The sequence below is a fragment of the uncultured Holdemanella sp. genome, assembly GCF_958348295.1.
In the GTDB taxonomy this organism is placed as follows: Bacteria; Bacillota_I; Bacilli_A; order Erysipelotrichales; family Erysipelotrichaceae; genus Holdemanella.
In genome coordinates this window covers 1-19,987 of the sequence record NZ_CATVYQ010000045.1, presented here as the reverse complement: position 1 = coordinate 19,987, position 19,987 = coordinate 1, and the positions used below count along the sequence as shown (strand labels likewise).

Here is a 19,987-nt window from a genome sequence, read left to right as displayed (position 1 = left end):
AATTACTCGACACTTGTCGCAGATTGGTTTAACAGATGGTCTTACTTTCATCTTTCTTCCTCCTACGTAATGATTCACGTATTTTAATGGCCCTGCTAAAATGCGTATGTTTACATGCGGATTTTAACAGAAACGTGAATATATAATCGCAAGCAAAGTTGCGCTTATATATTATAAGCGCAACTTACTTGTTTTTCAAGGCTTCTTTTAATTCTGGCCAAATTTCTTCCATAGATTTTGACGCATCAATTCTAGAAACCATATTTTTTTCTTCATAATATGCAATTACTGGTTCAGTATTCTTTGCATATTCATCTAAACGAACCTTCAAACTTTCTTCGTTGTCGTCTTTACGTTGCGTTAATTCTCCACCGCAAACATCACAAACACCTTCAACTTTTGTTGGTTTGGAATAGATGTTATAGATTTCTCCACAATTTTTACAAGTACGACGACCCGTAATACGACGAGTTAATTCGTCAAATGGAACATCCATATAAACAATTTTTTCAACTGCTAAATCAGTTCCTTCAGTCATTTCTTCAAAAGCTTTTGCCTGAGCTAAAGTTCTTGGATATCCATCTAATAAATATCCGTTCTTTTTATCTTCCAAAGTATTTAAGTAGTCCTTAACCATTTTATTTGTGATTTCATCAGGTACTAATAATCCTTTTTCAGAATATGCTTTTGCTTGTAGACCCAATTCAGTTCCTCCGGCAATATTAGCACGGAAGATGTCTCCTGTTGAAATGTGGTTTAAGTTAAATTCTTCTTTGATTTTAGTAGAGAAAGTACCTTTACCAGATCCAGGAGCTCCCATAATAAATATATTCATATCTATTCTCCTAAAGACATTAATCTTCGTAATATTTTTTGTAAGATTTTTGAGTAATCAAACCTTGTACTTGACGTACTGTTTCAATAGCAACACCAACAACGATAATCATTCCTGTTCCACCTAAAGCCATTGAGCTTGGAAGATCAGGCCAAATTAGTGGCATAATGTGTGGCATAACAGCAATGATGGCTAAAGCTATAGATCCAAGTACAGTAATTCTTGATAATACACGATTGATATAATCCTTTGTTTCCGTACCTGGACGAATGCTAGGGATATATGATCCAGATTTACCAAGATTTTCAGCAATTTTTTCTGGGTTGATTTGCATCTTTGTATAAAAGAACGTAAAGAATAAAATCAATAATACATAGATTATAAGTGAATACCAAGTTTGTAATCCTAACCATTTTTGCATTCCTTTAATGAAATCATTAGATGGAAAGAATGAAGCTACTTGAATTGGTGCCATCATCAATGAACTCGCAAAAATAACTGGGATAACACTTGCAGAGTTAACCTTTAATGGCAAGTAATTTGCTTCGCTTGGTTTACTTAATGAAATAGAACTAGATGTATATTGAATTGGAATTCTTCTTTCAGCTGTATTAATTAGTGTAACAAATATAATAATTAATAGATAAACTAAAATATATGCGGCAAATAACCAAGCTCCATACGTTGGCGCAGACTCACCTGTAATCAAACTTGACCATGCACTAGAGAATTGTTGTGGCATACGCCCTACAATACCTGCCATAATTACCATTGAAATACCATTTCCAATTCCTTTCATTGAAATTTGGTCTCCAATCCACACTAAGAACATACTTCCCGCAGCAAAAATTGTTGCAATATATAAAATCTTACTGATTGTAACACCGCCGACAATCAAACTAGTATAAGTTTTTGAAAAACCATATACTAATGAGAATGATTGTACAAAGGCAAAAACGACCGCAAGATATCTAGTGTACTTATCTAACGTTTTACGACCATTAGCTCCTGCTTTACTCAATTCAGTTAAATGTGGAATAACATCCATACTCAACAATTGAATAATGATAGAAGCTGTAATATATGGAGTAACACCTAAAGCGAAGACAGAGAACTGTTCAAGTCCTCCACCTCCTAATAGATTTAACATTGCAAATAATGAGTTTTCTCCAAGACCATTTACAAGATCTGCTGTATTTACATCAGGTACTGTAATGGCTGATCCCAAACGATAGACAAGAAAGGCAAATAGGGTGAATAGAATCCTATTGCGGATATCCTTATTCGTCCACATTGCCTTTATCTTGCCTGCCATATTATAGAACCTCTACTTTTCCGCCTGCTTTTTCGATAGCTTCTTTAGCTGACTTAGAGAATTTAACTGCTTCAACAGTTAATTTTTTAGTTAACTCACCGTTACCTAAAACTTTAAGTCCAGAAAGTTCTTTATTGATAACACCAGCTTCAATTAAAGCCGCTGCATTAACTGTTGAACCATCTTCGAAACGATTTAATGTTTCAACGTTAACGATAGCATATTCTTTACGATTAAAGTTAGTGAATCCACGTTTTGGTAAACGTCTTGCTAATGGTGTTTGACCACCTTCAAAACCAAGGCGAACTCCTCCACCTGATCTTGATTTTTGACCTTTTTGTCCACGACCGCTAGTTTTTCCGTTTCCGCTTCCAGGTCCACGACCAACACGGTTACGTTCAGTGCGAGTTTCGGCTAAATTCATTGTATGTAATTTCATCTGATTTACCTCCTATTACCCGCGAATTTCTTCTGGCTTCTTACCACGAAGCGCAGCAACGCTTTCTACAGTTCTTAAGTTCTGTAAACCATCAACTGTTGCGCGAACAACGTTGATTTTTGTACGTGATCCTAAACATTTAGTTAAGATATCAGAGATACCTGCAAGTTCAAGAATTGCACGAGTTGCACCACCAGCGATAACACCAGTACCCTCGATAGCTGGACGCATGTATACAGATCCTGCACCATATTTACCAGTGATTTCGTGAGGGATTGTTGTACCGATAACTGGTACTGTAAAGATGTTTTTCTTAGCATCTTCAACCGCTTTTTTGATTGCATCAGGAACTTCGTTAGCTTTTCCTGTACCTACACCAACACGGCCTTTACGATCTCCAACTACAACTAATGCAGCAAAACGGAAACGACGTCCACCTTTAACTACTTTAGTTACACGGTTGATTGAGATTACTTGTTCTTCAAATTCTTTTTGGTCTCTTCTTGGTTTTCTATCCATTGCCATTGTGCGACCTCCTAAAATTCCAAGCCAGCTTCACGAGCTGCTTCTGCTAAAGCTTGTACACGACCAGCGTAAACATATCCACCACGGTCAAATACAACCTCTTTAATATTCTTTTCTAGTGCACGCTTAGCAATTTCAGTTCCTACCAAACGAGCTGCTTCCACGTTTCCACCATTTTCTAATTTCATGTCAACACTTGAAGCACTGACCAATGTGTTTTGGTTAACATCATCAATGATTTGTACATGGATGTGTGCGTTACTTCTGAATACGCATAAACGTGGGCATTCAGGAGTTCCACTGATTTTTGTACGTACACGTTTGTGACGACGTACACGAGTTTCATTACGTGATACTTTAGTAAACATTTTTGATCTCCTTTCCCACTACTATTTCTTACCTGCTGTTTTACCTTCCTTACGACGGATGTGTTCACCAACATAGCGAATACCTTTTCCTTTGTAAGGTTCTGGTTTACGAACAGCACGAACATTTGCTGCAAATTCTCCAACTTCTTGTTTATCGATACCTGCAACTTTGATAGTTGTAGCAGTTGGACAAGTTACTTCTAAGCCTTCTTTAACTGGCATCTCAACTGGGTGAGAATATCCAACGTTCATAGTTAATACGTTTCCTTTCACTGCTGTACGGAATCCGATACCAACTAATTCTAAGTCTTTAGTGAATCCTTCAGATACACCAACTACCATGTTGTGTAACAATGCACGAGTTGTTCCGTGTAATTGTTTTGTGTGTTTTTCGTCATTTGGACGTTTTACAGTGACAACATTTTCTTCTACGTGGATTTCCATCAAAGAAGAGAATGTACGTGTTAAAGAACCCTTAGGTCCTTTAACAGTCACCTCATTCCCAGCAGCTACTTCAACAGTAACTCCTGCAGGAACGGTAATCAGTTTATTCCCGATACGTGACATTACGTTTTATCCTCCTATATATTTATTACCAAACGTAAGCAATAACTTCTCCACCTAAGTGGTTCTTTCTTGCTTCTTTGTCAGTCATCATTCCATTACTTGTAGAAATGATTGCGATACCTAATCCGTTTAATACGCTAGGTAAGTTTTCAACTTTAGCGTATACACGAAGACCAGGTTTAGAAATACGACGTAAACCACTAATAACTTTTTCATTGTTAGGTCCGTATTTCAATTCAATGTTCAAAGTTTTCTTAACATCGCCTTCTACGTTGAAGTCTACGATGAAACCTTCATTTTTCAAAATTTGAGCAATTGCTTTCTTTTCATTGCTCGCTGGCATACTGACAGAGGCATGCTTTTGTTGCAAAGCATTGCGGATTCTAGTCAGCATATCCGCAATAGGATCAGTCATAATCATATGCAATATACCTCCTTACCAACTAGCCTTTTTAACTCCAGGAATTTGACCTTTGTAAGCCAATTCACGGAAGCAAATACGACATAATTTGTATTTTCTTAATACAGAGTGTGGACGACCACAACGTTCACAACGAGTGTACTCACGAACTTTAAATTTTTGAGGACGCTGTTGTTTGTTAATCATTGATTTCTTTGCCATTTAAAAGCTCCTCCTACTTTTTGAAAGGCATACCCATTTGAGTTAATAATGCCTTTGCTTCTTCGTTTGTTTTCGCTGATGTAACGATTACGATGTCCATACCACGAGTACGGTCTACTTTATCGAAATCAATTTCAGGGAAAATGATTTGTTCTTTAATACCTAATGTATAGTTTCCACGACCATCAAAGCTAGTATCGCTAACTCCACGGAAGTCACGTACACGAGGTAATGAAATGTTGAATAACTTATCTAAGAATTCATACATTTTTTCTTTACGTAAAGTAACTTTACATCCAATTGGCATACCTTCACGTAATTTGAAGTTCGCAATTGATTTTTTAGCTTTTGTTACAACTGGAGCTTGACCAGTGATAGCTGCCAATTCTTCAACAGCTTCATCTAATAATTTAGCATTAGTGATTGCATCTCCAACACCAATATTGATTACTACTTTTTCAACGTGAGGTACTTCCATGACAGATTTGTATTCGAAATCTTTCATCATTTGAGGGACAACTACGTTTTTATATTTTTCTTGTAAACGATTCATCTTCTACCCTCCTACTTCACTTCGTTACCGCTCTTTTTAAAGATACGTGTTTTAACATTTTTACCATCTACAACTTCAACTTTTGTTGAAATACGACTAGCAACTTTTGCTTTTTCATCATAAAGCATTACATTTGAAACGTGAATTTTAGCTTCTTTTTCAACAATTCCACCTTCTGGATTAGCTTGAGTTGGTTTCAAGTGTTTTTTAACCATGTTAACACCTTCAACGATAACTCTGTCTTCCTTAGGGAATACTGCTTTTACTTCACCGATTGTGCCTTTGTAAGCACCTGTAATAACTTTTACTTTATCACCTTTTTTAATGTTCACTTAGACACACCTCCTATAATACTTCTGGCGCAAGAGATACGATCTTCATGAAGTCTTTGTCACGTAATTCACGTGCAACTGGACCGAAGATACGAGTTCCCTTTGGCGTCTTATCATCTTTGATGATTACACAAGCGTTATCATCGAACTTGATGTAAGTTCCGTTTTCACGACGAACACCACGACGTGTACGTACGATTACGGCTTTTACTACATCACCTTTTTTTACGGATCCACCAGGAGTAGCCTGTTTAACAGAACATACAACGACATCACCGATGTTTGCAAATTTTCTAACGCTACCACCTAAACAACGGATAACTAATACTTCTTTAGCTCCAGTGTTGTCAGCAACGCGCATACGACTTTCGTTTTGAATCATTGCTTTCTCCTCCTAGTATTAACCACGAGCCTTTTCAACGATTTCTACTAAGCGGAAACGTTTAGTAGCAGATAATGGACGAGTTTCCATAATTACTACTGTATCTCCGATATGAGCTTCGTTGTTTTCATCGTGAGCTTTAAATTTCTTAGAATATTTAACACGTTTACCATATAATGGGTGTGTTTTTTTAGTTTCTACCATAACTGTGATAGTTTTGTCCATTTTGTCAGACACAACTGTACCACGGTATACTTTACGAGCGTTTCTTTCCATTAGATACGTCCTCCCTATTCTTGACCAGCGTTTTCACGCTCTGTCAATACAGTTTTAATACGAGCAATTGTCTTCTTAACAGTTTTTAAACGAGCTGTATTTTCTAACTGTCCTGTGGCTTGCTGGAAACGAAGGTTAAAAAGTTCATCTTTAAGCGTATCGATTTCCTGAAGAAGCTCTTCATTTGTTTTTTCGCGGATTTCTTTAGCTAACATTACTTCACTTCTCCTTTTCTAGCAAAACGAGTTTTAACTGGTAATTTGTGAGCAGCAAGACGTAAAGCTTCACGAGCTACTTCTTCACTTACTCCACCAACTTCGAACATTACACGTCCTGGTTGAACTACGGCTACCCATCCTTCAGGAGCACCTTTACCAGAACCCATACGAACCTCTAGAGGTTTTTTAGTACGTGCCATGTGAGGGAAAATACGAATCCAAACATTTCCTCCACGTTTCATATAACGTGTCATAGCAATACGGGCTGCTTCAATTTGACGGTTACTTACATAGTTTCCTGATTCAGCAACCAATCCATATTCACCAAAGTCAATTGTACGACCTGCTTTTGAACGACCTTCGTAGCTCAAACGGTGAGGACGACGATACTTTGTACGCTTAGGCATTAACATTATTCGTTACCTCCTTTTTCTGCAGGTGCTGCAGCTTTAGCAGCATCTTTAGGGGCACGGTTTGAACGAGCATCTGGACGACGACGTCCTTTTCCTTTACGCATTGGGCGTTGTTTTGGAGCTTCTGGTTCTTTAACCATTTCACCAGGTAATACTTCACCACGGCAGATCCAAACTTTTACACCTAAACGACCATATTGAGTCGCAGCTTCTTCCCAAGCATAGTCAATATCACTACGAAGTGTATGTAAAGGAACAACTCCTTCTGAATATCCTTCAGTACGTGCCATATCAGCTCCACCAAGACGTCCAGATACTGCAGTTTTGATACCTTTAGCACCAGCACGCATAGTGTTTTGAATAGCTTTTTTCTGAGTTGCACGGAAAGATTTACGTCCTTCCAATTCGTTTGCAATCCAACGAGCTACTAAACGAGCATCTAAGTTAGGATTAGCAACTTCTACAACGTTAATTTGAACGTTCTTTGCAGAAGCGATTTTAGCTACTTTCTTTTTCAATCCTTCGATTGATTTTCCATCTTGACCGATTACTACACCAGGGTGAGCAGTACGGATGATTACTGTCATACGACCCTTTGTACGTTCGATTTCGATACGAGAGATTTGAGGGTCTGCCTTACGTTTGTCGACAGCTTCGTTTGATAATTTAGCGTAGTATGCTTCAACCAATTCACGAATCTTAACATCTTCCATTAATAATGTTCCGAATTCTTTATCGTCAGCGTACCATCTTGATTGCCAGTCACGAATGACTCCGACACGCATTCCAATTGGACTTACTTTCTGTCCCATAGCTTACCTCCTACTCTTTTTCAGCCACTACAACTGTAATGTGGCTTGTACGTTTGTGAATAGCACTCGCACTACCTTTAGCACGAGGCATGAAGCGTTTCATTGTGATTCCTTCATCAGCCCAGCAAGCCTTCACATATAACTTGCTTTCATCTAAATCGTTATTGTTAACTGCGTTAGCAACAGCTGAGTGTAACACTTTACCAACAAGGTATCCACCTTTGTTAGGTAAGAATTTCAAAATAGCAGCTGCTTCTTCTACGTCTTTTCCACGGATCAAGTCTAAGACTAGTCTTGCTTTACGAGGTTGAATACGTAGAGTTTTTGCGGTAGCTTTTACTTCCATTTCTTCTCCTCCTACTATCTAGATTTCTTATCATCTGATCCATGACCAGTGTATTTACGTGTTGGAACGAATTCACCTAATTTGTGTCCAACCATGTCTTCTGTTACATAAACAGGAACATGTTCCTTACCGTTATAAACGGCAAATGTGTGTTCAACAAATTGAGGGAAGATTGTAGAACGACGGCTCCAAGTTTTAATAACTTCTTTTTTTCCGGCTTCATTTAATGCAACAACCTTTTTCATCAAATGGTCATCACAGAAAGGTCCTTTTTTCAAACTACGACTCATTGTATCTTACCTCCTTGCCTACTTACCATTACGACGACGTACAATTAATTTTGTACTAGCCTTCTTATTACGACGAGTTTTAACACCCAATGCTTTTTTACCCCAAGGAGTCATTGGTGATTTACGTCCGATAGGTGTACGTCCTTCACCACCACCATGAGGGTGATCGTTAGGGTTCATTACAGAACCACGAACAGTTGGGCGAATACCTCTCCAACGGTTACGACCTGCTTTACCATAGTTAACTAAGCTGTAATCTTCATTACCAACTGTACCTACAGTAGCACGGCAGTTAGCCAATACTTTACGAACTTCACCAGAAGCTAAACGTAAAGTTACATATTTTTCTTCAATACCTAAGATTTGAGCTGAACATCCAGCACTACGAGCCATCTGTCCACCTTTACCAGGTTTTAATTCAACGTTGTGGATGAATGTACCTTCAGGCATGTTTCTCATTTCACAGCAGTTACCAACTTTGATATCTGTTTCTGTTCCAGAGATAACTGTCATACCAACCTTCAAATCTTTTGGAGCGATGATATAACGTTTTTCACCATCAGCATAGTTTAACAATGCAATGTTTGCTGAACGGTTTGGATCATATTCGATTGTAGCAACACGTGCAGGCACGTTGTCTTTGTTACGTTTGAAATCGATGATACGGTAAGTTCTTTTGTGTCCAGAACCTTGATGACGTGTTGTAATACGTCCTGTGTTGTTTCTTCCACCATTAGATTTCAATGGAGCTAACAAACTTTTTTCTGGTTTAGATGTTGTGATTTCATCTTTAGCCAAAGTTGTCATTCCACGACGTCCAGGTGTCATTGGTTTATACTTCTTAATTGGCATAAACTTAATTTTCCTCCTTATCGCAATATTTATTCAGGAAATAGCGTCTTCTCCCTGATTATTCTTCAGAACCGAACAATTCGATTGTTTGTCCTTCTTTAATTTTTACAATAGCTTTGTGTACAGCGCTTGTTTTTCCAACATAACGACCTACACGTTTTGTTTTTGGTTTGCAGTTCATTGTATTTACTTTTACAACTTCTACATTGAATGCAGCTTCAACGGCTTTAGCAATTTCAATTTTGCTAACACCCTTAACTACTTCAAAAGTTACTTTATTATCTTCAGCCATCATCTTCATAGTTGCTTCAGTGATGATTGGGCGGATAATTACGTCTCTGTAATCTTTCATTATGCCAATGCCTCCTCAACTTGTTTTACGGCAGCGCTTGTCATAACAACTTTGTTTGCATTTACTAAATCATAAGTGTTGATTGCAGAAGCAGCCATTACTGTAGCTCCAGCAATGTTACGTGCTGATAAGTAAACGTTTGTTGCTTCTTCGCTATCAGCAACAACAAACAATGTTTTCTTTGGCGCTTGGATAGCTTCAATAATTGAAACAAATGTTTTTGTTTTTGGTTCAGCAATTTCAAATTTATCCAAAACGCTGAATGCTGTTTCTTGAACTTTTTCGCTCAATGCAGATTTAACTGCTAAACGGCGAACTTTTTTGTTAATGCGGTATGCATAGTTACGTGGAGTAGCTCCGAATACAGTTCCACCACCTCTAAATTGAGTAGCACGGATAGAACCTTGACGAGCACGTCCTGTACCTTTTTGACGGTAAGGCTTGCGTCCACCACCAGAAACTTCGCTACGACCTTTAGTGTCAGCAGTTCCTTGACGACGGCTTGCCATTTGCATTACTAATGCATCATACATAGCCTGTTGGTGTGGTTCAATTCCGAAAACAGCGTCGTTCAATTCGATTGAACCAACAACTGCACCAGTTTGGTTAATTACGTCGATAGTAGCCATTATTGAACCTCCTTATTTGCAGTATAGTCAACTAAAGTAACAGGTTCTTTATCTCCCTTGCTAGTTTTAGCAGTACGTACCATTACGCAACCTTTTCTAGGTCCAGGAACGTTACCTTTAATTAACATATAGTTGTTTTCTGTATCAACTTTAATAACTGTCAAGTTTTGGTTTGTAGTAGTATATCCACCTTCTTGACCAGCCATAATAGTACCCTTCATGATACGTCCTTGACGTGAAGTAATACCGTTTGTAGCTAATGAACCGATGTGACGAATGTTCTTAGATCCACCGTGAGTCTTTGGACCTTGGTGAGCATTGTTACGAACGATTGTACCATTGTAACCTTTACCTTTACTTGTACCGATTACATCTACTGTTTCTCCTGCAGCAAAGATATCAACATTAACTAAATCGCCAACATTTACATCCATGTCGCAATCGCGCACTTCTTTAATGAAACGCTTTGGACTTGTATTTGCTTTTTTACAGTGTCCGATGTTTGCTTTAGTCGTGCGTTTTTCTTTGATTTCTTCAAATCCTAATTGAACTGCGTTGTAACCATCTGTTTCAACTGTTTTCTTTTGTAAAACAACGTTTGGTGTTACTTCAACTACAGTTACTGGAATTAATACACCATCTTCAGTGAAGACTTGTGTCATTCCTAATTTTCTTCCTAATAGTCCTTTCATCATTGACACCTCCATTAAAGTTTAATTTCGATGTCGACACCGCTAGGAAGTTCAAGTCTTTGTAAAGAATCGATCGTTTCCTTGTTTGGTGCAACAATCTCAATCAAACGCTTGTGCGTACGAATTTCAAATTGTTCACGTGAATCTTTGTATTTGTGAACTGCACGAAGAATTGTTACCACCTGCTTTTCAGTAGGTAATGGAACTGGTCCTACAACTTTTTTAGCTCCGTGTTTTGTCGCAGCTTCGACAATTTTCTTTGCACTATCATCTAAGATTCTGTGCTCATACGCCTTTAAGCGAATTCTCATAGTATTTTTTGCCATGTTTAACTCCTTTCGTTTATTCTAGATAAACATGCTCCATGCGAATTACCTGGCCACACCCATGACAACGGATTTCAGTGGGTCAGCAACCTCGCACTTCATCGCAAGCTCCTGTATTCTAACACATATATTTCACGTGTTCAACCCCTAAATTAAAAAAATTTAATATTTCTTTTATAGCCTTTATTTATCGCGTTTAAACGCATTTTATTTTTCAAAAATTTAAATCTTATTTTCAAAAAACTATGACAACTAATATCAGTGGGTCGTGAATATCTTTTTAAACAATAAAAATATACCTATTTTTTTTAAACATGTAAAAAAGCACCTGTTTTAATCAACAGATGCTAACCAATCCTCTAAATATTGACAATATATACCATGATTATCCACAAAACACATATGACGACATCCCGACATTAAATGCCATTTTGCATTTTTTATACTATCATACATAGTTTTTGCGACTAATGGCGTACACAAATCATTTGTACCACTTATTATTAATGCAGGTACATCAATTTCATTCAACCGGTTTGTATATTCAAAATTCTTTAAGGCCCCCAGTGGCGTATACTCATTTGGACCCCAACCAATCAAGTAAGCTCTTTGTCCCACTTTCTTTTCTCTAGTGACACACTCTGGTGTTTTTTCATCAAATGGTCCAGCACAATGAAGCTGCATATAGTGCTCATTAGCTAACAGATATTCCTTTGAATTATAATCCTCACTTAGAATAGCTCTTTGTTCATCCTCTGACATAAAGGAAATCATACGATGTTGTTCCTTAGCCCATAATGAAGCAGAAGATAATGTGCTTGATAAAATCAAAGATTTAAGTTTGGCATTCTTCTTTTCAATTGCATATGCAATAGCTAACATTCCACCCCAAGACTGTCCAAGCAAATGGCAAGATTCAATATGTAAATATTCTAACAAAGCAACAAGTTCTTCCATCCATGTGTCTTGATTCCATAATTCATCATGATCTTCTACATATGATTTACCACATCCTAACTGATCATACATAATCACTTTTCTTCCTGTTTTAGCTAAGCAATCAAGCACTTCAAAATAATTATGAGTGGATCCAGGACCTCCATGCAAACAAATTAAAGGAGTTTTATCTCCACCATCCACAATACGATAATATGTTTTAAAGCCTTTAAAAGGCATGTAACCTTCAATTATATTCATCTTCTTCTACCTTCATTTATTTCTTTTGTAGATATATATTTATATCTACATCTCCATTGATTCCATCTACCTGCCCTTTATTTGAATATTGCCACATATCAAACTTATCCTCCATAGGGCATGTTGAAGAATAAGAAGCCAGCCAAATTGAATACTTTGAGATTTTATCAAAATCATAATTTTGGTAAAGCCAAGTCAAATTTCCATAAATCATAGGCGTATATCCAGCTTCTTTTATTTTCTCACAAAATCGAAGCGCAAGATTTGTTTTTTGTTCAGTTGTCAAATCATCAATTCTTCCACCCTGCTCAAACTCTTCCATGTCAAATACGATTGGCATGTCTATCTTATAATTTTTAACTTTCCTTAATACCAAATTTACCTCTTGATCAATTTCATCATCACTAACAGCACTAGAGAAAAAATAGACTCCTACTTTTATTTTATTCTTAATTGCCGACTGAATATTAAAATTAAAATATTCATCCTCATGTAAGATTCCTTCTTGAGCCCCTCGATATCCTATCCGTATCATCGCAAAATCAATTCCATCTTGTTTTACTGAAGACCAATCTATACTTTGATTATGACTGGATACATCTATTCCTGTCGATTTATCATATGAGGCATCTTTATATGTCATCAACCCATTCTCCATTGTGAATAAATCCAAATCATAATAACTTTTCTCTTCAACCAAATTTTTTTGCCAAAATAACGTTCGGATGCTAAATAATCCACCAGTCAAAATAAGAATCGAAACAAGAACTAGAATCATAATTCTGCCTATTTTTATTTTTCTCATACGCCAATAACCTTTAATATCTCTAAACTAGCCATTCTAGACATGACTGGACTTTCAATCAAGCCTTTCTCAACACAAGCACAAGCATGCTCAATTTCACCTGTAAAATCTGACTTTTGTGATACAATCATTCGGTTCTCATTTATTAATGCTTCGATATTTTTCCAAAAGTTCTTACAAGTAATACTTCCCTTTGTACCATATATATGTGACGTATTTTCCATACTCACATCCCAACTTGTTGCAATATGTGCCACACATCCATTTTCATATTCGATCAAAGCTTCATCTTTTAATCGAAACACTTGCTTTATCTTACTATTTGCCATTCGATTTGCGTAACAAATCGGATAAACGCCAATATCGAACATGCACCCTGCCCCAGTCTGATTAAAATGCCATTCAGAAATGGATTCCGTTAATCTTGTCGCATATTGTGCATCTATTGATTTCACTTGTCCAATCTCTCCATTTGAAATCATTTCAAATAATTTCTGATTCAATGGAGTAAACACTGTTTTATGTGCTTCCATTAAAAAACAATTTTGTTTCTTTGCATAATCAAAACATTCATCCAATTCTTTTGAAGATACGCACATTGGTTTTTCACAGATTACATGTTTAAAATTCTTCAAAGCCATTTGTATGTGCTTTGCATGCAAATAATTTGGCGTACAAATATAAATCATATCTAAATTTTGATCATGAAGCATTTGCTCATAATCATCATATGCTTTTTCTGCACTATATTCTTTTTTAAAGGCATTTGCCTTTTCCAAACTAGAAGAACACACTGCATATAAATCTGCATTATTCGCATATAGAATTCCTTGAATCACACGATGGCTAATTTTTCCAAGTCCATAGACTCCTATTCGAATCATTTTTTCATTCACCTTCTTTAAGATTACTTTAAACTATATCTCTTATTATATATAGAGAAATAAGCAGTTAACCTCATTTGCTCACTATACTTATCTCTTCTGCCTATTTCTTTCATATATGAAGAATGTCCATGGAATTATTCCATGGACATTTTATTATAGGCTGTTTTTGCCATTTGCGCATAACCCTTATCACTTGGATGTAAATGATCTCCGCTATCAAATTCATCTTGCATCTTATGCCCATCACAAATATCTTTATCAAAATCGATAACACCATCAATCTCATCTGTTGTACGAATCCATTCATTGACTTCATTACGCAAGTTCTCTCTAAAATATGCATATGTACGCCATCCTTCAATCGGAATCAAAGTACCAATATACACTTTCATCCCTAATGATTTCGCATGCTTTACATATTTTCTTAGTCCCTCAATCAAATCTTGACTTGATGGAAGATCTTGCCATGGTCTAAACTCATTTTTTTCGACACCTACAGGATGAATAATATCATTGATTCCTTGCAGAATAATCAATGTATCACTTCCTGCAACATGCATTTCATGTCCAAAGCGATAATCTCCTTTTAATCCATAGGCTTCATATTGAACACAAGAATATTGTCTTAAAATACGCGTTCCACTAACTGCTTTTCGAACAACAGACACCTTTTTATTGTTTTCCCACATCAACTTCTGTAGATAATCCGGCCAATCCTGAGAAGTAATTGAATCTCCATAACATGTAATTACTTGATTTTTAGCATCTGTAAACACTGCTACTTCGCTTAAGAAAAATACCCAAGGTGTTTTCATACTTGAAGCATGATCCATAATACCTGCATGAGAGAAATCACCTTCTCCAAAATAACCTGTACTTAATGGTCCTTGTGTGTATACTCCACAGCGTAAATGTGTAAACTCTTTTAAATAGAAACTAATAGCAATAGTTTCTTGTTCATGCACTTTAAAATCTAATGGATCACTATAACATTGTTCTCCCACATCTAAGTGAAGTCCTTTAGAACCATTAAAAGTAATATCAACAATAGATGTTGGATCTAAATCACGTCCACTAATCACTCTACCTATTGTGATTGAATCAAAAACAACGCCTTCTTTTCCTGTAAAGTTATCTAAACAGATACGCACCTTGTCTCCTTCAAATGTAGATTTCATAGGATAGCGTAATGTAATATTTTTAGCATATTGACTTGGTTTATGTGTAACAATCGACATTGCCTGTCCATATATTGCTTTATATTCTTTTTCCATAGTTAACCTCCAAATTATTTATTATCTATTTCTACATCATTAACACTTATGTTTTTATCCATAAATAATCATACATGAAACATTGCAAAAATCCAAACATATACCTTATTATATTAAAGAAGTTGAGGAAATAATGCATGAGTAAATTAGAAAATTATTACGGTAAATTTTGTGAAGATAAAAGACTCTTATCAAGACATGGCCAAGTTGAATATACAACAAGCATGAAATATATTCACAAATATTTAAAACCTGAAAATCGTATATTAGATATTGGAGCAGGAACTGGCAGATATAGTGTTGCCTTAAGTAACGAAGGATATCAAGTCGATGCGATTGAACTTGTGAAATACAATCTTGGTGTTTTAAAAGCAAAAAAAAGCAATGTGAAAGCCTATCAAGGAACAGCTTTAGATTTATCACGATATCAAGACAACACTTTTGATATCACTTTACTATTTGGACCCATGTATCATTTATTTAGTTATGAAGATAAATTAAAAGCATTGTCCGAAGCTAAACGTGTTACTAAAGCTAATGGAATTATTTTTGTTGCTTACGTCATGAATGAATATAGCGTTCTTGTTCATGGTTTTAGAGATGGACATATTAAAGAATCATTAAATAATGGTAAATTAGATGAAACATTTCAAACCCAAACAAACATTGATGATTTATATAGCTACATTCGCCTAGATACAATCAACAAATTAAATGAAGAAGTTGGTTTAGAACGCATTCAAATTATTGCTGCAGATGGTCCAAGCGATTATATGCGTCCTATCTTGAATAAGATGGATGATGAAACATTTGAGTTATTCATCAAATATCATCTTTCCACTTGTGAAAGACAAGAACTGATTGGTGCTAGTTCACATACAATAGATATATTAAAAAAATAATGTCACTTTTGTGGCATTATTTTTATATTATATATTCCATTGTTAAAACTACGAAACAGCATGCAACTGATACTTGAAATAGACTTTTATCTTTCCATGCCAAAACAATCCCAACTATAAGTGCTGCAAGTCCAGCAAGTTGTGAATTTGTTTCATACAATATAGTAGGAAATGTCATCACCGCCAAAGTCACATAAGGAACATAATATAAAAATGACTGAATATATATATTAGTAATGGGTTTGTTTAAAAGCGTTAATGGCAATACACGAATTAAATATGTAACAACTGCCATTGTAGCTACATACATCATTGGATTAGACATTTTCTTCCTTCTTTCTAGGTTTAATAATGGCGGCTGCCATTGAAATAATGATTGTTAATAAAATGGTCCTTGTTCCACTTGAGATTGGCATATCTTTACAAACGTAGCTCAACAAGAAACTCACAACAACAAGAACACCTACAACTCGATCTTTCTTTGCCTGGGGAATAATAATAGCTAAAAACATGCCGTATAGTGCTACGCTTAAACTAGTTACAATTTTTGTAGGAAGACTATTTCCGGCAATAATTCCTAGTGCTGTGCCAAATGCCCAACATGGAAGTGCCACCAAATAGGTACCATAAATATATTTATAGTTTACTTTTCCTTTATGGTTGATTGCCAAACCGAATAATTCATCGGTTAAATCAAAACCTATACACATTCTATGAACCAAAGTTGTTTTTTCTTCAATCTTTTGGCTTAGCGCAAAGCTCATTAAAAAATAGCGTGCATTGCTGACTAAAGTCATTATGATCATCTGAATAAATGTACCATGTGTACTGATCATTAAAAAGACAGCATATTCTCCGGCTGATGCATTGATAAACAAGCTAGTCAAAAAGCCTTGTATTGGTGATAGGCCTACATTTTTTGCGATGATTCCAAGTGAAAAGGAAACCGCAAAATAACCCAATCCAACTGGAATACTGTCTTTGATTCCTTTTTTAAATTCCATAATTTCACTTCCTATTTCTATGCATTATAAGAATTGTGTTGTTATTTGTAAAACAAATATTTATAATACTTCCATAAGGAAATGTGATAGATATGAATCTAACAAAATACGATGTTTTTTTTTAAGTATTAGAAACAAAGACAATTAGTCAAGCCGCTAAAGAGATTGGATATTCACAGAGTGCAGTTTCACAAACTATCAAGGCTTTGGAAGAAGAATTAGAAACCACTTTATTCATTCGACAAAAAAGCGGTGTTTCCCTAAGTCATGATGGACTTGCATATCTCCCCTATTTAAAATCAGTTCAGGCAAGTCTTGATAATCTTCATACTAAGAAAAAGGAAATGAAAGGATTGAATCAAGCTATATTAAAGATTGGTACATTTACAAGTGTGTCTAGACATCTTTTACCTTCTTTAATGGAAGAGTTTATTCAGATTTATCCAAATGTACAATTTGAATTGTATCAAAGTGAATATACAAATATTGAACAACAATTATTAGAAGGAAGTCTTGATTTGGGATTCACTTGTATTGATGCCATCCAACAAGTTCAATATCAAGAATTGTATTATGATGAAATGTTTGCGCTTGTTCCTCAAAATCATGTGTTGGCTAAATACAATGTTTTAGGTATGAAACAAATCGCAAAATATCCTTTCATTCAATTAGATGAAGGAGAATATTCTTTACCTATTAATATGTTTCATTCTTTAAACTTACCTGTTCAAATCAAACATAAAGTATATGATGATTCCACAATTCTAGCTATGATACGCCAGAATTTAGGCATTTCAATTCTTTATCAAAATGCTTTGAGCGATTATGATGATTTGTGTTTGATTCCTATTCAAGAAAATCTATTTCGTCATGTTGGAATTGCCTATAATAATTATGATACTTTGTCTTATGCAGGCAAAACATTTTTAGATTTCATTCTTAAAAAGACACCAGAAATCCTTAAAGACAAAGATAGTTTTCATATTATTAAAATTTAACATTATTTTTTACTGTTTAGGTTGACTCACTTACTAATTTATATTATTCTTTTCACGTACATAAAGATATACGGTAGGTGAGGTTACCGCAGGGATTTGGATTTCCTAAGATTACTGCCGCAAAGTTGTGGAGACACGACTCGTTGGTCAGCAGGCAAAGTCGCAAAGGCTTGGCTTAATGTAATTATATGCCCTGTGATACTAAAGCTTGAACGGTGATACTTAGGTTAATGACGTCATTGTTTAGGCAATGACGTTTTCTTTTGTTTATAAGGAGGTGAGGTTTGTATGTGTACGGATCCGGATGGGAATAGTTTGAATTATATTAAGAAAGCAGAGGTACATAATCATGATGAACAAAGAAGAATTCATTCAATTACTACAAGACAAAAAATACAAAACTGCACAACACACACTTTCCGAAATGAACGATATGGATACAGCCGCCTTTTTAGAAGAATTAGATGCGAAAGAATGTGCTTTGGCATTTCGCTTAATTTCTAAAGAAAAAGCTGCCGATGTATTCTCATGCATGAATTCAAAGATGCAGACATATTTGGTAGATATGTTTTCTGAAACTGAATTAAAGGAATTATTGGATGATTTATATATGGATGATACAGTCGATATGTTAGAGGATCTACCCGCAAACTTAGTTACGCGTATTTTGAAAAACTTGGATTCAACGAAAAGATCAACCATTAATAAACTATTAAAATATCCTGAAGACAGTGCTGGATCCATCATGACAACTGAATATGTCACATTAAAAAAGACAATGACAGTAAAACAGGCCATGAACCATATTAAAGAGATTGGTATCCATAAAGAGACAATTTATACTTGTTATGTCACTGAAAATAAAAGATTGATGGGTATTGTCACTGCCAAAAGTTTAATGACAAGTGATGATGATGAAAACATCACAAATCTGATGAACACAAATATTATTTCAGTACATACACATACTGACCAAGAGCAAGTGGCTCACTTATTTAGAAAATATGATTTAATTGCGATGCCTGTACTAGATAGTGATGGATGTTTAGTTGGTATTGTGACATTTGATGATGCCATGGACGTTATGGTTGATGAAACCAACGAAGATATTTCGCGTATGGCTGCCATGGAACCCAATGAAAAAACATATTTTGAAACTACAGTTTGGCAACAGGCAAAACACCGTATTTTATGGTTACTCGTTTTGATGTTTTCTGCAACAATCACCGGAAGCATTATTACTCGATATGAAAATGCCTTCAGCGCTGTACCATTACTTGTATCCTTTATTCCCATGTTGATGGATACGGGTGGAAACTGTGGTTCTCAAAGTTCCACTTTGATCATTCGTGGTTTGGCTTTGGGTGAAATCCACTTTAAAGAAATTTTTAAAGTTATGTTTAAAGAATTTAGAATTTCATTAATTGTTGGATCCATTTTAGCTGTAGCCAATGGCTTACGTATTTTCATTCAGTACCAAAACTTCAATATCGCAATCGTTGTTGCTCTTTCATTAATGGTTGTCGTTATTATTGCCAAATTCATTGGTTGTATTCTTCCATTGTTTGCGAATAAATTCGGTGTAGACCCTGCCATTATGGCAAGTCCATTGATTACTACAATTGTGGATACTTGTTCTATTTTAGTTTATTTCAATATTGCGGTTCATGTATTTAATATTGTTGTTTGAGAGGTGAGAAATCATCTCTTTTTTTAAACGCAAAGACACATTTAATAAAACAGGATATAGACATCATTAATGTCAAATAGACTTGT

General features: G+C 35.7%; 32 protein-coding genes, 1 pseudogene and 1 riboswitch. Of the genes and pseudogenes, 4 read left to right on the top strand and 29 right to left on the bottom strand.

From position 1 onward, the window contains the following. The 27 genes from rpmJ to Q3907_RS08400 all read right to left on the bottom strand — a co-directional run. A partial coding sequence (gene rpmJ / locus Q3907_RS10740; RefSeq protein WP_217256559.1) for a 50S ribosomal protein L36 occupies nucleotides 1–51 on the bottom strand: 51 nt, incomplete at its 3' end. A 133-nt stretch (nucleotides 52–184) separates the two neighbouring features. Beyond that, complete coding sequence (locus Q3907_RS08525) at nucleotides 185–835, bottom strand: adenylate kinase (protein WP_295561236.1); 651 nt, start codon at nucleotides 833–835, stop codon at nucleotides 185–187. Nucleotides 836–854: 19 nt separating this feature from the next. Next, entirely contained in the window at nucleotides 855–2,150 is a 1,296-nt protein-coding gene (gene secY / locus Q3907_RS08520) for a preprotein translocase subunit SecY (protein WP_301897974.1), read from the bottom strand. 1 nt (nucleotide 2,151) lies between these two features. Then, nucleotides 2,152–2,589: a 50S ribosomal protein L15 gene (gene rplO, locus Q3907_RS08515; RefSeq protein ID WP_295561233.1), complete on the bottom strand. Its 438-nt coding sequence runs from the start codon at nucleotides 2,587–2,589 to the stop codon at nucleotides 2,152–2,154. A gap of 15 nt (nucleotides 2,590–2,604) precedes the next feature. Continuing rightward, nucleotides 2,605–3,108, bottom strand: a complete 504-nt coding sequence (gene rpsE / locus Q3907_RS08510) for a 30S ribosomal protein S5 (RefSeq protein ID WP_295561237.1) — start codon at nucleotides 3,106–3,108, stop codon at nucleotides 2,605–2,607. Between the two features lie 17 nt (nucleotides 3,109–3,125). Next, entirely contained in the window at nucleotides 3,126–3,482 is a 357-nt protein-coding gene (gene rplR / locus Q3907_RS08505; RefSeq protein ID WP_003864828.1) for a 50S ribosomal protein L18, read from the bottom strand. Between the two features lie 21 nt (nucleotides 3,483–3,503). Continuing rightward, nucleotides 3,504–4,049 (bottom strand): 50S ribosomal protein L6, encoded by a 546-nt coding sequence (gene rplF / locus Q3907_RS08500; RefSeq protein WP_295561232.1) that lies wholly within the window; start codon nucleotides 4,047–4,049, stop codon nucleotides 3,504–3,506. A 25-nt stretch (nucleotides 4,050–4,074) separates the two neighbouring features. Next, nucleotides 4,075–4,470, bottom strand: a complete 396-nt coding sequence (gene rpsH, locus Q3907_RS08495) for a 30S ribosomal protein S8 (protein ID WP_117572739.1) — start codon at nucleotides 4,468–4,470, stop codon at nucleotides 4,075–4,077. Nucleotides 4,471–4,485: 15 nt separating this feature from the next. Further along, nucleotides 4,486–4,671: a type Z 30S ribosomal protein S14 gene (locus tag Q3907_RS08490; protein WP_003864831.1), complete on the bottom strand. Its 186-nt coding sequence runs from the start codon at nucleotides 4,669–4,671 to the stop codon at nucleotides 4,486–4,488. Nucleotides 4,672–4,684: 13 nt separating this feature from the next. After that, the gene (rplE, locus tag Q3907_RS08485) at nucleotides 4,685–5,224 is read right to left on the bottom strand and encodes a 50S ribosomal protein L5 (protein ID WP_118325833.1); all 540 of its coding nucleotides are present in this window, start codon (nucleotides 5,222–5,224) and stop codon (nucleotides 4,685–4,687) included. A gap of 11 nt (nucleotides 5,225–5,235) precedes the next feature. Further along, nucleotides 5,236–5,556 carry a 50S ribosomal protein L24 gene (gene rplX / locus Q3907_RS08480; protein ID WP_295561229.1) on the bottom strand — a complete coding sequence of 107 codons (321 nt, stop codon included), beginning with the start codon at nucleotides 5,554–5,556 and terminating at the stop codon, nucleotides 5,236–5,238. 13 nt (nucleotides 5,557–5,569) lie between these two features. Beyond that, nucleotides 5,570–5,938 (bottom strand): 50S ribosomal protein L14, encoded by a 369-nt coding sequence (gene rplN, locus Q3907_RS08475; RefSeq protein ID WP_281739928.1) that lies wholly within the window; start codon nucleotides 5,936–5,938, stop codon nucleotides 5,570–5,572. An 18-nt stretch (nucleotides 5,939–5,956) separates the two neighbouring features. Then, on the bottom strand, nucleotides 5,957–6,214 hold the full coding sequence (gene rpsQ / locus Q3907_RS08470; RefSeq protein WP_295645091.1) for a 30S ribosomal protein S17: 258 nt from the start codon (nucleotides 6,212–6,214) through the stop codon (nucleotides 5,957–5,959). Between the two features lie 14 nt (nucleotides 6,215–6,228). Then, entirely contained in the window at nucleotides 6,229–6,429 is a 201-nt protein-coding gene (gene rpmC / locus Q3907_RS08465) for a 50S ribosomal protein L29 (RefSeq protein ID WP_003864836.1), read from the bottom strand. After that, complete coding sequence (rplP, locus tag Q3907_RS08460; RefSeq protein ID WP_003864837.1) at nucleotides 6,429–6,845, bottom strand: 50S ribosomal protein L16; 417 nt, start codon at nucleotides 6,843–6,845, stop codon at nucleotides 6,429–6,431. Before rplP ends, rpmC begins: the two co-directional genes overlap by 1 nt. Beyond that, nucleotides 6,845–7,657 (bottom strand): 30S ribosomal protein S3, encoded by an 813-nt coding sequence (rpsC, locus tag Q3907_RS08455; RefSeq protein ID WP_295561227.1) that lies wholly within the window; start codon nucleotides 7,655–7,657, stop codon nucleotides 6,845–6,847. Before rpsC ends, rplP begins: the two co-directional genes overlap by 1 nt. Nucleotides 7,658–7,667: 10 nt before the next feature. Then, on the bottom strand, nucleotides 7,668–8,003 hold the full coding sequence (rplV, locus tag Q3907_RS08450; RefSeq protein ID WP_003864839.1) for a 50S ribosomal protein L22: 336 nt from the start codon (nucleotides 8,001–8,003) through the stop codon (nucleotides 7,668–7,670). 14 nt (nucleotides 8,004–8,017) lie between these two features. Then, nucleotides 8,018–8,293, bottom strand: a complete 276-nt coding sequence (gene rpsS / locus Q3907_RS08445) for a 30S ribosomal protein S19 (RefSeq protein WP_003864840.1) — start codon at nucleotides 8,291–8,293, stop codon at nucleotides 8,018–8,020. An 18-nt stretch (nucleotides 8,294–8,311) separates the two neighbouring features. Further along, nucleotides 8,312–9,145, bottom strand: a complete 834-nt coding sequence (gene rplB, locus Q3907_RS08440; RefSeq protein WP_295645095.1) for a 50S ribosomal protein L2 — start codon at nucleotides 9,143–9,145, stop codon at nucleotides 8,312–8,314. Between the two features lie 58 nt (nucleotides 9,146–9,203). Further along, a complete protein-coding gene (rplW, locus tag Q3907_RS08435) occupies nucleotides 9,204–9,497 on the bottom strand; it encodes a 50S ribosomal protein L23 (RefSeq protein WP_003864842.1) in 294 nt (97 codons plus the stop codon). Next, the gene (gene rplD, locus Q3907_RS08430; protein WP_003864843.1) at nucleotides 9,497–10,126 is read right to left on the bottom strand and encodes a 50S ribosomal protein L4; all 630 of its coding nucleotides are present in this window, start codon (nucleotides 10,124–10,126) and stop codon (nucleotides 9,497–9,499) included. The genes rplW and rplD overlap by 1 nt, the downstream gene beginning before the upstream one ends. Then, nucleotides 10,126–10,818: a 50S ribosomal protein L3 gene (gene rplC, locus Q3907_RS08425; protein ID WP_040466218.1), complete on the bottom strand. Its 693-nt coding sequence runs from the start codon at nucleotides 10,816–10,818 to the stop codon at nucleotides 10,126–10,128. The genes rplD and rplC overlap by 1 nt, the downstream gene beginning before the upstream one ends. A gap of 14 nt (nucleotides 10,819–10,832) precedes the next feature. Further along, nucleotides 10,833–11,144: a 30S ribosomal protein S10 gene (gene rpsJ / locus Q3907_RS08420; RefSeq protein WP_003864845.1), complete on the bottom strand. Its 312-nt coding sequence runs from the start codon at nucleotides 11,142–11,144 to the stop codon at nucleotides 10,833–10,835. Nucleotides 11,145–11,477: 333 nt separating this feature from the next. Next, nucleotides 11,478–12,341: a proline iminopeptidase gene (gene pepI, locus Q3907_RS08415; RefSeq protein ID WP_301897973.1), complete on the bottom strand. Its 864-nt coding sequence runs from the start codon at nucleotides 12,339–12,341 to the stop codon at nucleotides 11,478–11,480. A 16-nt stretch (nucleotides 12,342–12,357) separates the two neighbouring features. Next, complete coding sequence (locus Q3907_RS08410) at nucleotides 12,358–13,146, bottom strand: glycoside hydrolase family 25 protein (protein WP_301897972.1); 789 nt, start codon at nucleotides 13,144–13,146, stop codon at nucleotides 12,358–12,360. After that, a complete protein-coding gene (locus Q3907_RS08405) occupies nucleotides 13,143–14,030 on the bottom strand; it encodes a Gfo/Idh/MocA family protein (protein WP_301897971.1) in 888 nt (295 codons plus the stop codon). Before Q3907_RS08405 ends, Q3907_RS08410 begins: the two co-directional genes overlap by 4 nt. 137 nt (nucleotides 14,031–14,167) lie before the next feature. Beyond that, a complete protein-coding gene (locus Q3907_RS08400; RefSeq protein WP_301897970.1) occupies nucleotides 14,168–15,307 on the bottom strand; it encodes a GDSL-type esterase/lipase family protein in 1,140 nt (379 codons plus the stop codon). Between the two features lie 137 nt (nucleotides 15,308–15,444). On the opposite strand from Q3907_RS08400, the gene Q3907_RS08395 reads away from it, so the two are divergent. Continuing rightward, the gene (locus Q3907_RS08395; RefSeq protein ID WP_295561210.1) at nucleotides 15,445–16,209 is read left to right on the top strand and encodes a bifunctional 2-polyprenyl-6-hydroxyphenol methylase/3-demethylubiquinol 3-O-methyltransferase UbiG; all 765 of its coding nucleotides are present in this window, start codon (nucleotides 15,445–15,447) and stop codon (nucleotides 16,207–16,209) included. A gap of 22 nt (nucleotides 16,210–16,231) precedes the next feature. Here the strand turns inward: Q3907_RS08395 and Q3907_RS08390 are convergent, their stop codons facing one another. Both Q3907_RS08390 and Q3907_RS08385 read right to left on the bottom strand, forming a co-directional pair. Beyond that, a complete protein-coding gene (locus Q3907_RS08390) occupies nucleotides 16,232–16,534 on the bottom strand; it encodes an AzlD domain-containing protein (RefSeq protein ID WP_301897969.1) in 303 nt (100 codons plus the stop codon). Then, nucleotides 16,527–17,213 (bottom strand): AzlC family ABC transporter permease, encoded by a 687-nt coding sequence (locus Q3907_RS08385; protein ID WP_301897968.1) that lies wholly within the window; start codon nucleotides 17,211–17,213, stop codon nucleotides 16,527–16,529. The genes Q3907_RS08390 and Q3907_RS08385 overlap by 8 nt, the downstream gene beginning before the upstream one ends. Before the next feature lie 137 nt (nucleotides 17,214–17,350). Between Q3907_RS08385 and Q3907_RS08380 the strand changes: the two are divergent. The 3 genes and pseudogenes from Q3907_RS08380 to mgtE all read left to right on the top strand — a co-directional run. Continuing rightward, nucleotides 17,351–17,476, top strand: a pseudogene (locus tag Q3907_RS08380) (LysR family transcriptional regulator); the annotation flags it as partial. 81 nt (nucleotides 17,477–17,557) lie between these two features. Next, nucleotides 17,558–18,211 (top strand): LysR family transcriptional regulator substrate-binding protein, encoded by a 654-nt coding sequence (locus Q3907_RS08375; protein WP_301897975.1) that lies wholly within the window; start codon nucleotides 17,558–17,560, stop codon nucleotides 18,209–18,211. 62 nt (nucleotides 18,212–18,273) lie between these two features. Beyond that, nucleotides 18,274–18,439, top strand: a riboswitch (M-box (ykoK) riboswitch). Nucleotides 18,440–18,560: 121 nt separating this feature from the next. Beyond that, complete coding sequence (mgtE, locus tag Q3907_RS08370; protein ID WP_295760240.1) at nucleotides 18,561–19,901, top strand: magnesium transporter; 1,341 nt, start codon at nucleotides 18,561–18,563, stop codon at nucleotides 19,899–19,901. Nucleotides 19,902–19,987: the final 86 nt, after the last annotated feature.

Bases quoted from the DNA above. Each gene is read 5' to 3' on its own strand.
- Q3907_RS08525 (WP_295561236.1), bottom strand. From the start codon at position 835: ATGAATATATTTATTATGGGAGCTCCTGGATCTGGTAAAGGTACTTTC.
- secY (WP_301897974.1), bottom strand. From the start codon at position 2,150: ATGGCAGGCAAGATAAAGGCAATGTGGACGAATAAGGATATCCGCAAT.
- rplO (WP_295561233.1), bottom strand. From the start codon at position 2,589: ATGAAATTACATACAATGAATTTAGCCGAAACTCGCACTGAACGTAAC.
- rpsE (WP_295561237.1), bottom strand. From the start codon at position 3,108: ATGGATAGAAAACCAAGAAGAGACCAAAAAGAATTTGAAGAACAAGTA.
- rplR (WP_003864828.1), bottom strand. From the start codon at position 3,482: ATGTTTACTAAAGTATCACGTAATGAAACTCGTGTACGTCGTCACAAA.
- rplF (WP_295561232.1), bottom strand. From the start codon at position 4,049: ATGTCACGTATCGGGAATAAACTGATTACCGTTCCTGCAGGAGTTACT.
- rpsH (WP_117572739.1), bottom strand. From the start codon at position 4,470: ATGATTATGACTGATCCTATTGCGGATATGCTGACTAGAATCCGCAAT.
- Q3907_RS08490 (WP_003864831.1), bottom strand. From the start codon at position 4,671: ATGGCAAAGAAATCAATGATTAACAAACAACAGCGTCCTCAAAAATTT.
- rplE (WP_118325833.1), bottom strand. From the start codon at position 5,224: ATGAATCGTTTACAAGAAAAATATAAAAACGTAGTTGTCCCTCAAATG.
- rplN (WP_281739928.1), bottom strand. From the start codon at position 5,938: ATGATTCAAAACGAAAGTCGTATGCGCGTTGCTGACAACACTGGAGCT.
- rpsQ (WP_295645091.1), bottom strand. From the start codon at position 6,214: ATGGAAAGAAACGCTCGTAAAGTATACCGTGGTACAGTTGTGTCTGAC.
- rpmC (WP_003864836.1), bottom strand. From the start codon at position 6,429: ATGTTAGCTAAAGAAATCCGCGAAAAAACAAATGAAGAGCTTCTTCAG.
- rplP (WP_003864837.1), bottom strand. From the start codon at position 6,845: ATGTTAATGCCTAAGCGTACAAAGTATCGTCGTCCTCACCGTTTGAGC.
- rpsC (WP_295561227.1), bottom strand. From the start codon at position 7,657: ATGGGACAGAAAGTAAGTCCAATTGGAATGCGTGTCGGAGTCATTCGT.
- rplV (WP_003864839.1), bottom strand. From the start codon at position 8,003: ATGGAAGTAAAAGCTACCGCAAAAACTCTACGTATTCAACCTCGTAAA.
- rpsS (WP_003864840.1), bottom strand. From the start codon at position 8,293: ATGAGTCGTAGTTTGAAAAAAGGACCTTTCTGTGATGACCATTTGATG.
- rplB (WP_295645095.1), bottom strand. From the start codon at position 9,145: ATGCCAATTAAGAAGTATAAACCAATGACACCTGGACGTCGTGGAATG.
- rplW (WP_003864842.1), bottom strand. From the start codon at position 9,497: ATGAAAGATTACAGAGACGTAATTATCCGCCCAATCATCACTGAAGCA.
- rplD (WP_003864843.1), bottom strand. From the start codon at position 10,126: ATGGCTACTATCGACGTAATTAACCAAACTGGTGCAGTTGTTGGTTCA.
- rplC (WP_040466218.1), bottom strand. From the start codon at position 10,818: ATGAAAGGACTATTAGGAAGAAAATTAGGAATGACACAAGTCTTCACT.
- rpsJ (WP_003864845.1), bottom strand. From the start codon at position 11,144: ATGGCAAAAAATACTATGAGAATTCGCTTAAAGGCGTATGAGCACAGA.
- pepI (WP_301897973.1), bottom strand. From the start codon at position 12,341: ATGAATATAATTGAAGGTTACATGCCTTTTAAAGGCTTTAAAACATAT.
- Q3907_RS08410 (WP_301897972.1), bottom strand. From the start codon at position 13,146: ATGAGAAAAATAAAAATAGGCAGAATTATGATTCTAGTTCTTGTTTCG.
- Q3907_RS08405 (WP_301897971.1), bottom strand. From the start codon at position 14,030: ATGATTCGAATAGGAGTCTATGGACTTGGAAAAATTAGCCATCGTGTG.
- Q3907_RS08400 (WP_301897970.1), bottom strand. From the start codon at position 15,307: ATGGAAAAAGAATATAAAGCAATATATGGACAGGCAATGTCGATTGTT.
- Q3907_RS08395 (WP_295561210.1), top strand. From the start codon at position 15,445: ATGAGTAAATTAGAAAATTATTACGGTAAATTTTGTGAAGATAAAAGA.
- Q3907_RS08390 (WP_301897969.1), bottom strand. From the start codon at position 16,534: ATGTCTAATCCAATGATGTATGTAGCTACAATGGCAGTTGTTACATAT.
- Q3907_RS08385 (WP_301897968.1), bottom strand. From the start codon at position 17,213: ATGGAATTTAAAAAAGGAATCAAAGACAGTATTCCAGTTGGATTGGGT.
- Q3907_RS08375 (WP_301897975.1), top strand. From the start codon at position 17,558: ATGAAAGGATTGAATCAAGCTATATTAAAGATTGGTACATTTACAAGT.
- mgtE (WP_295760240.1), top strand. From the start codon at position 18,561: ATGATGAACAAAGAAGAATTCATTCAATTACTACAAGACAAAAAATAC.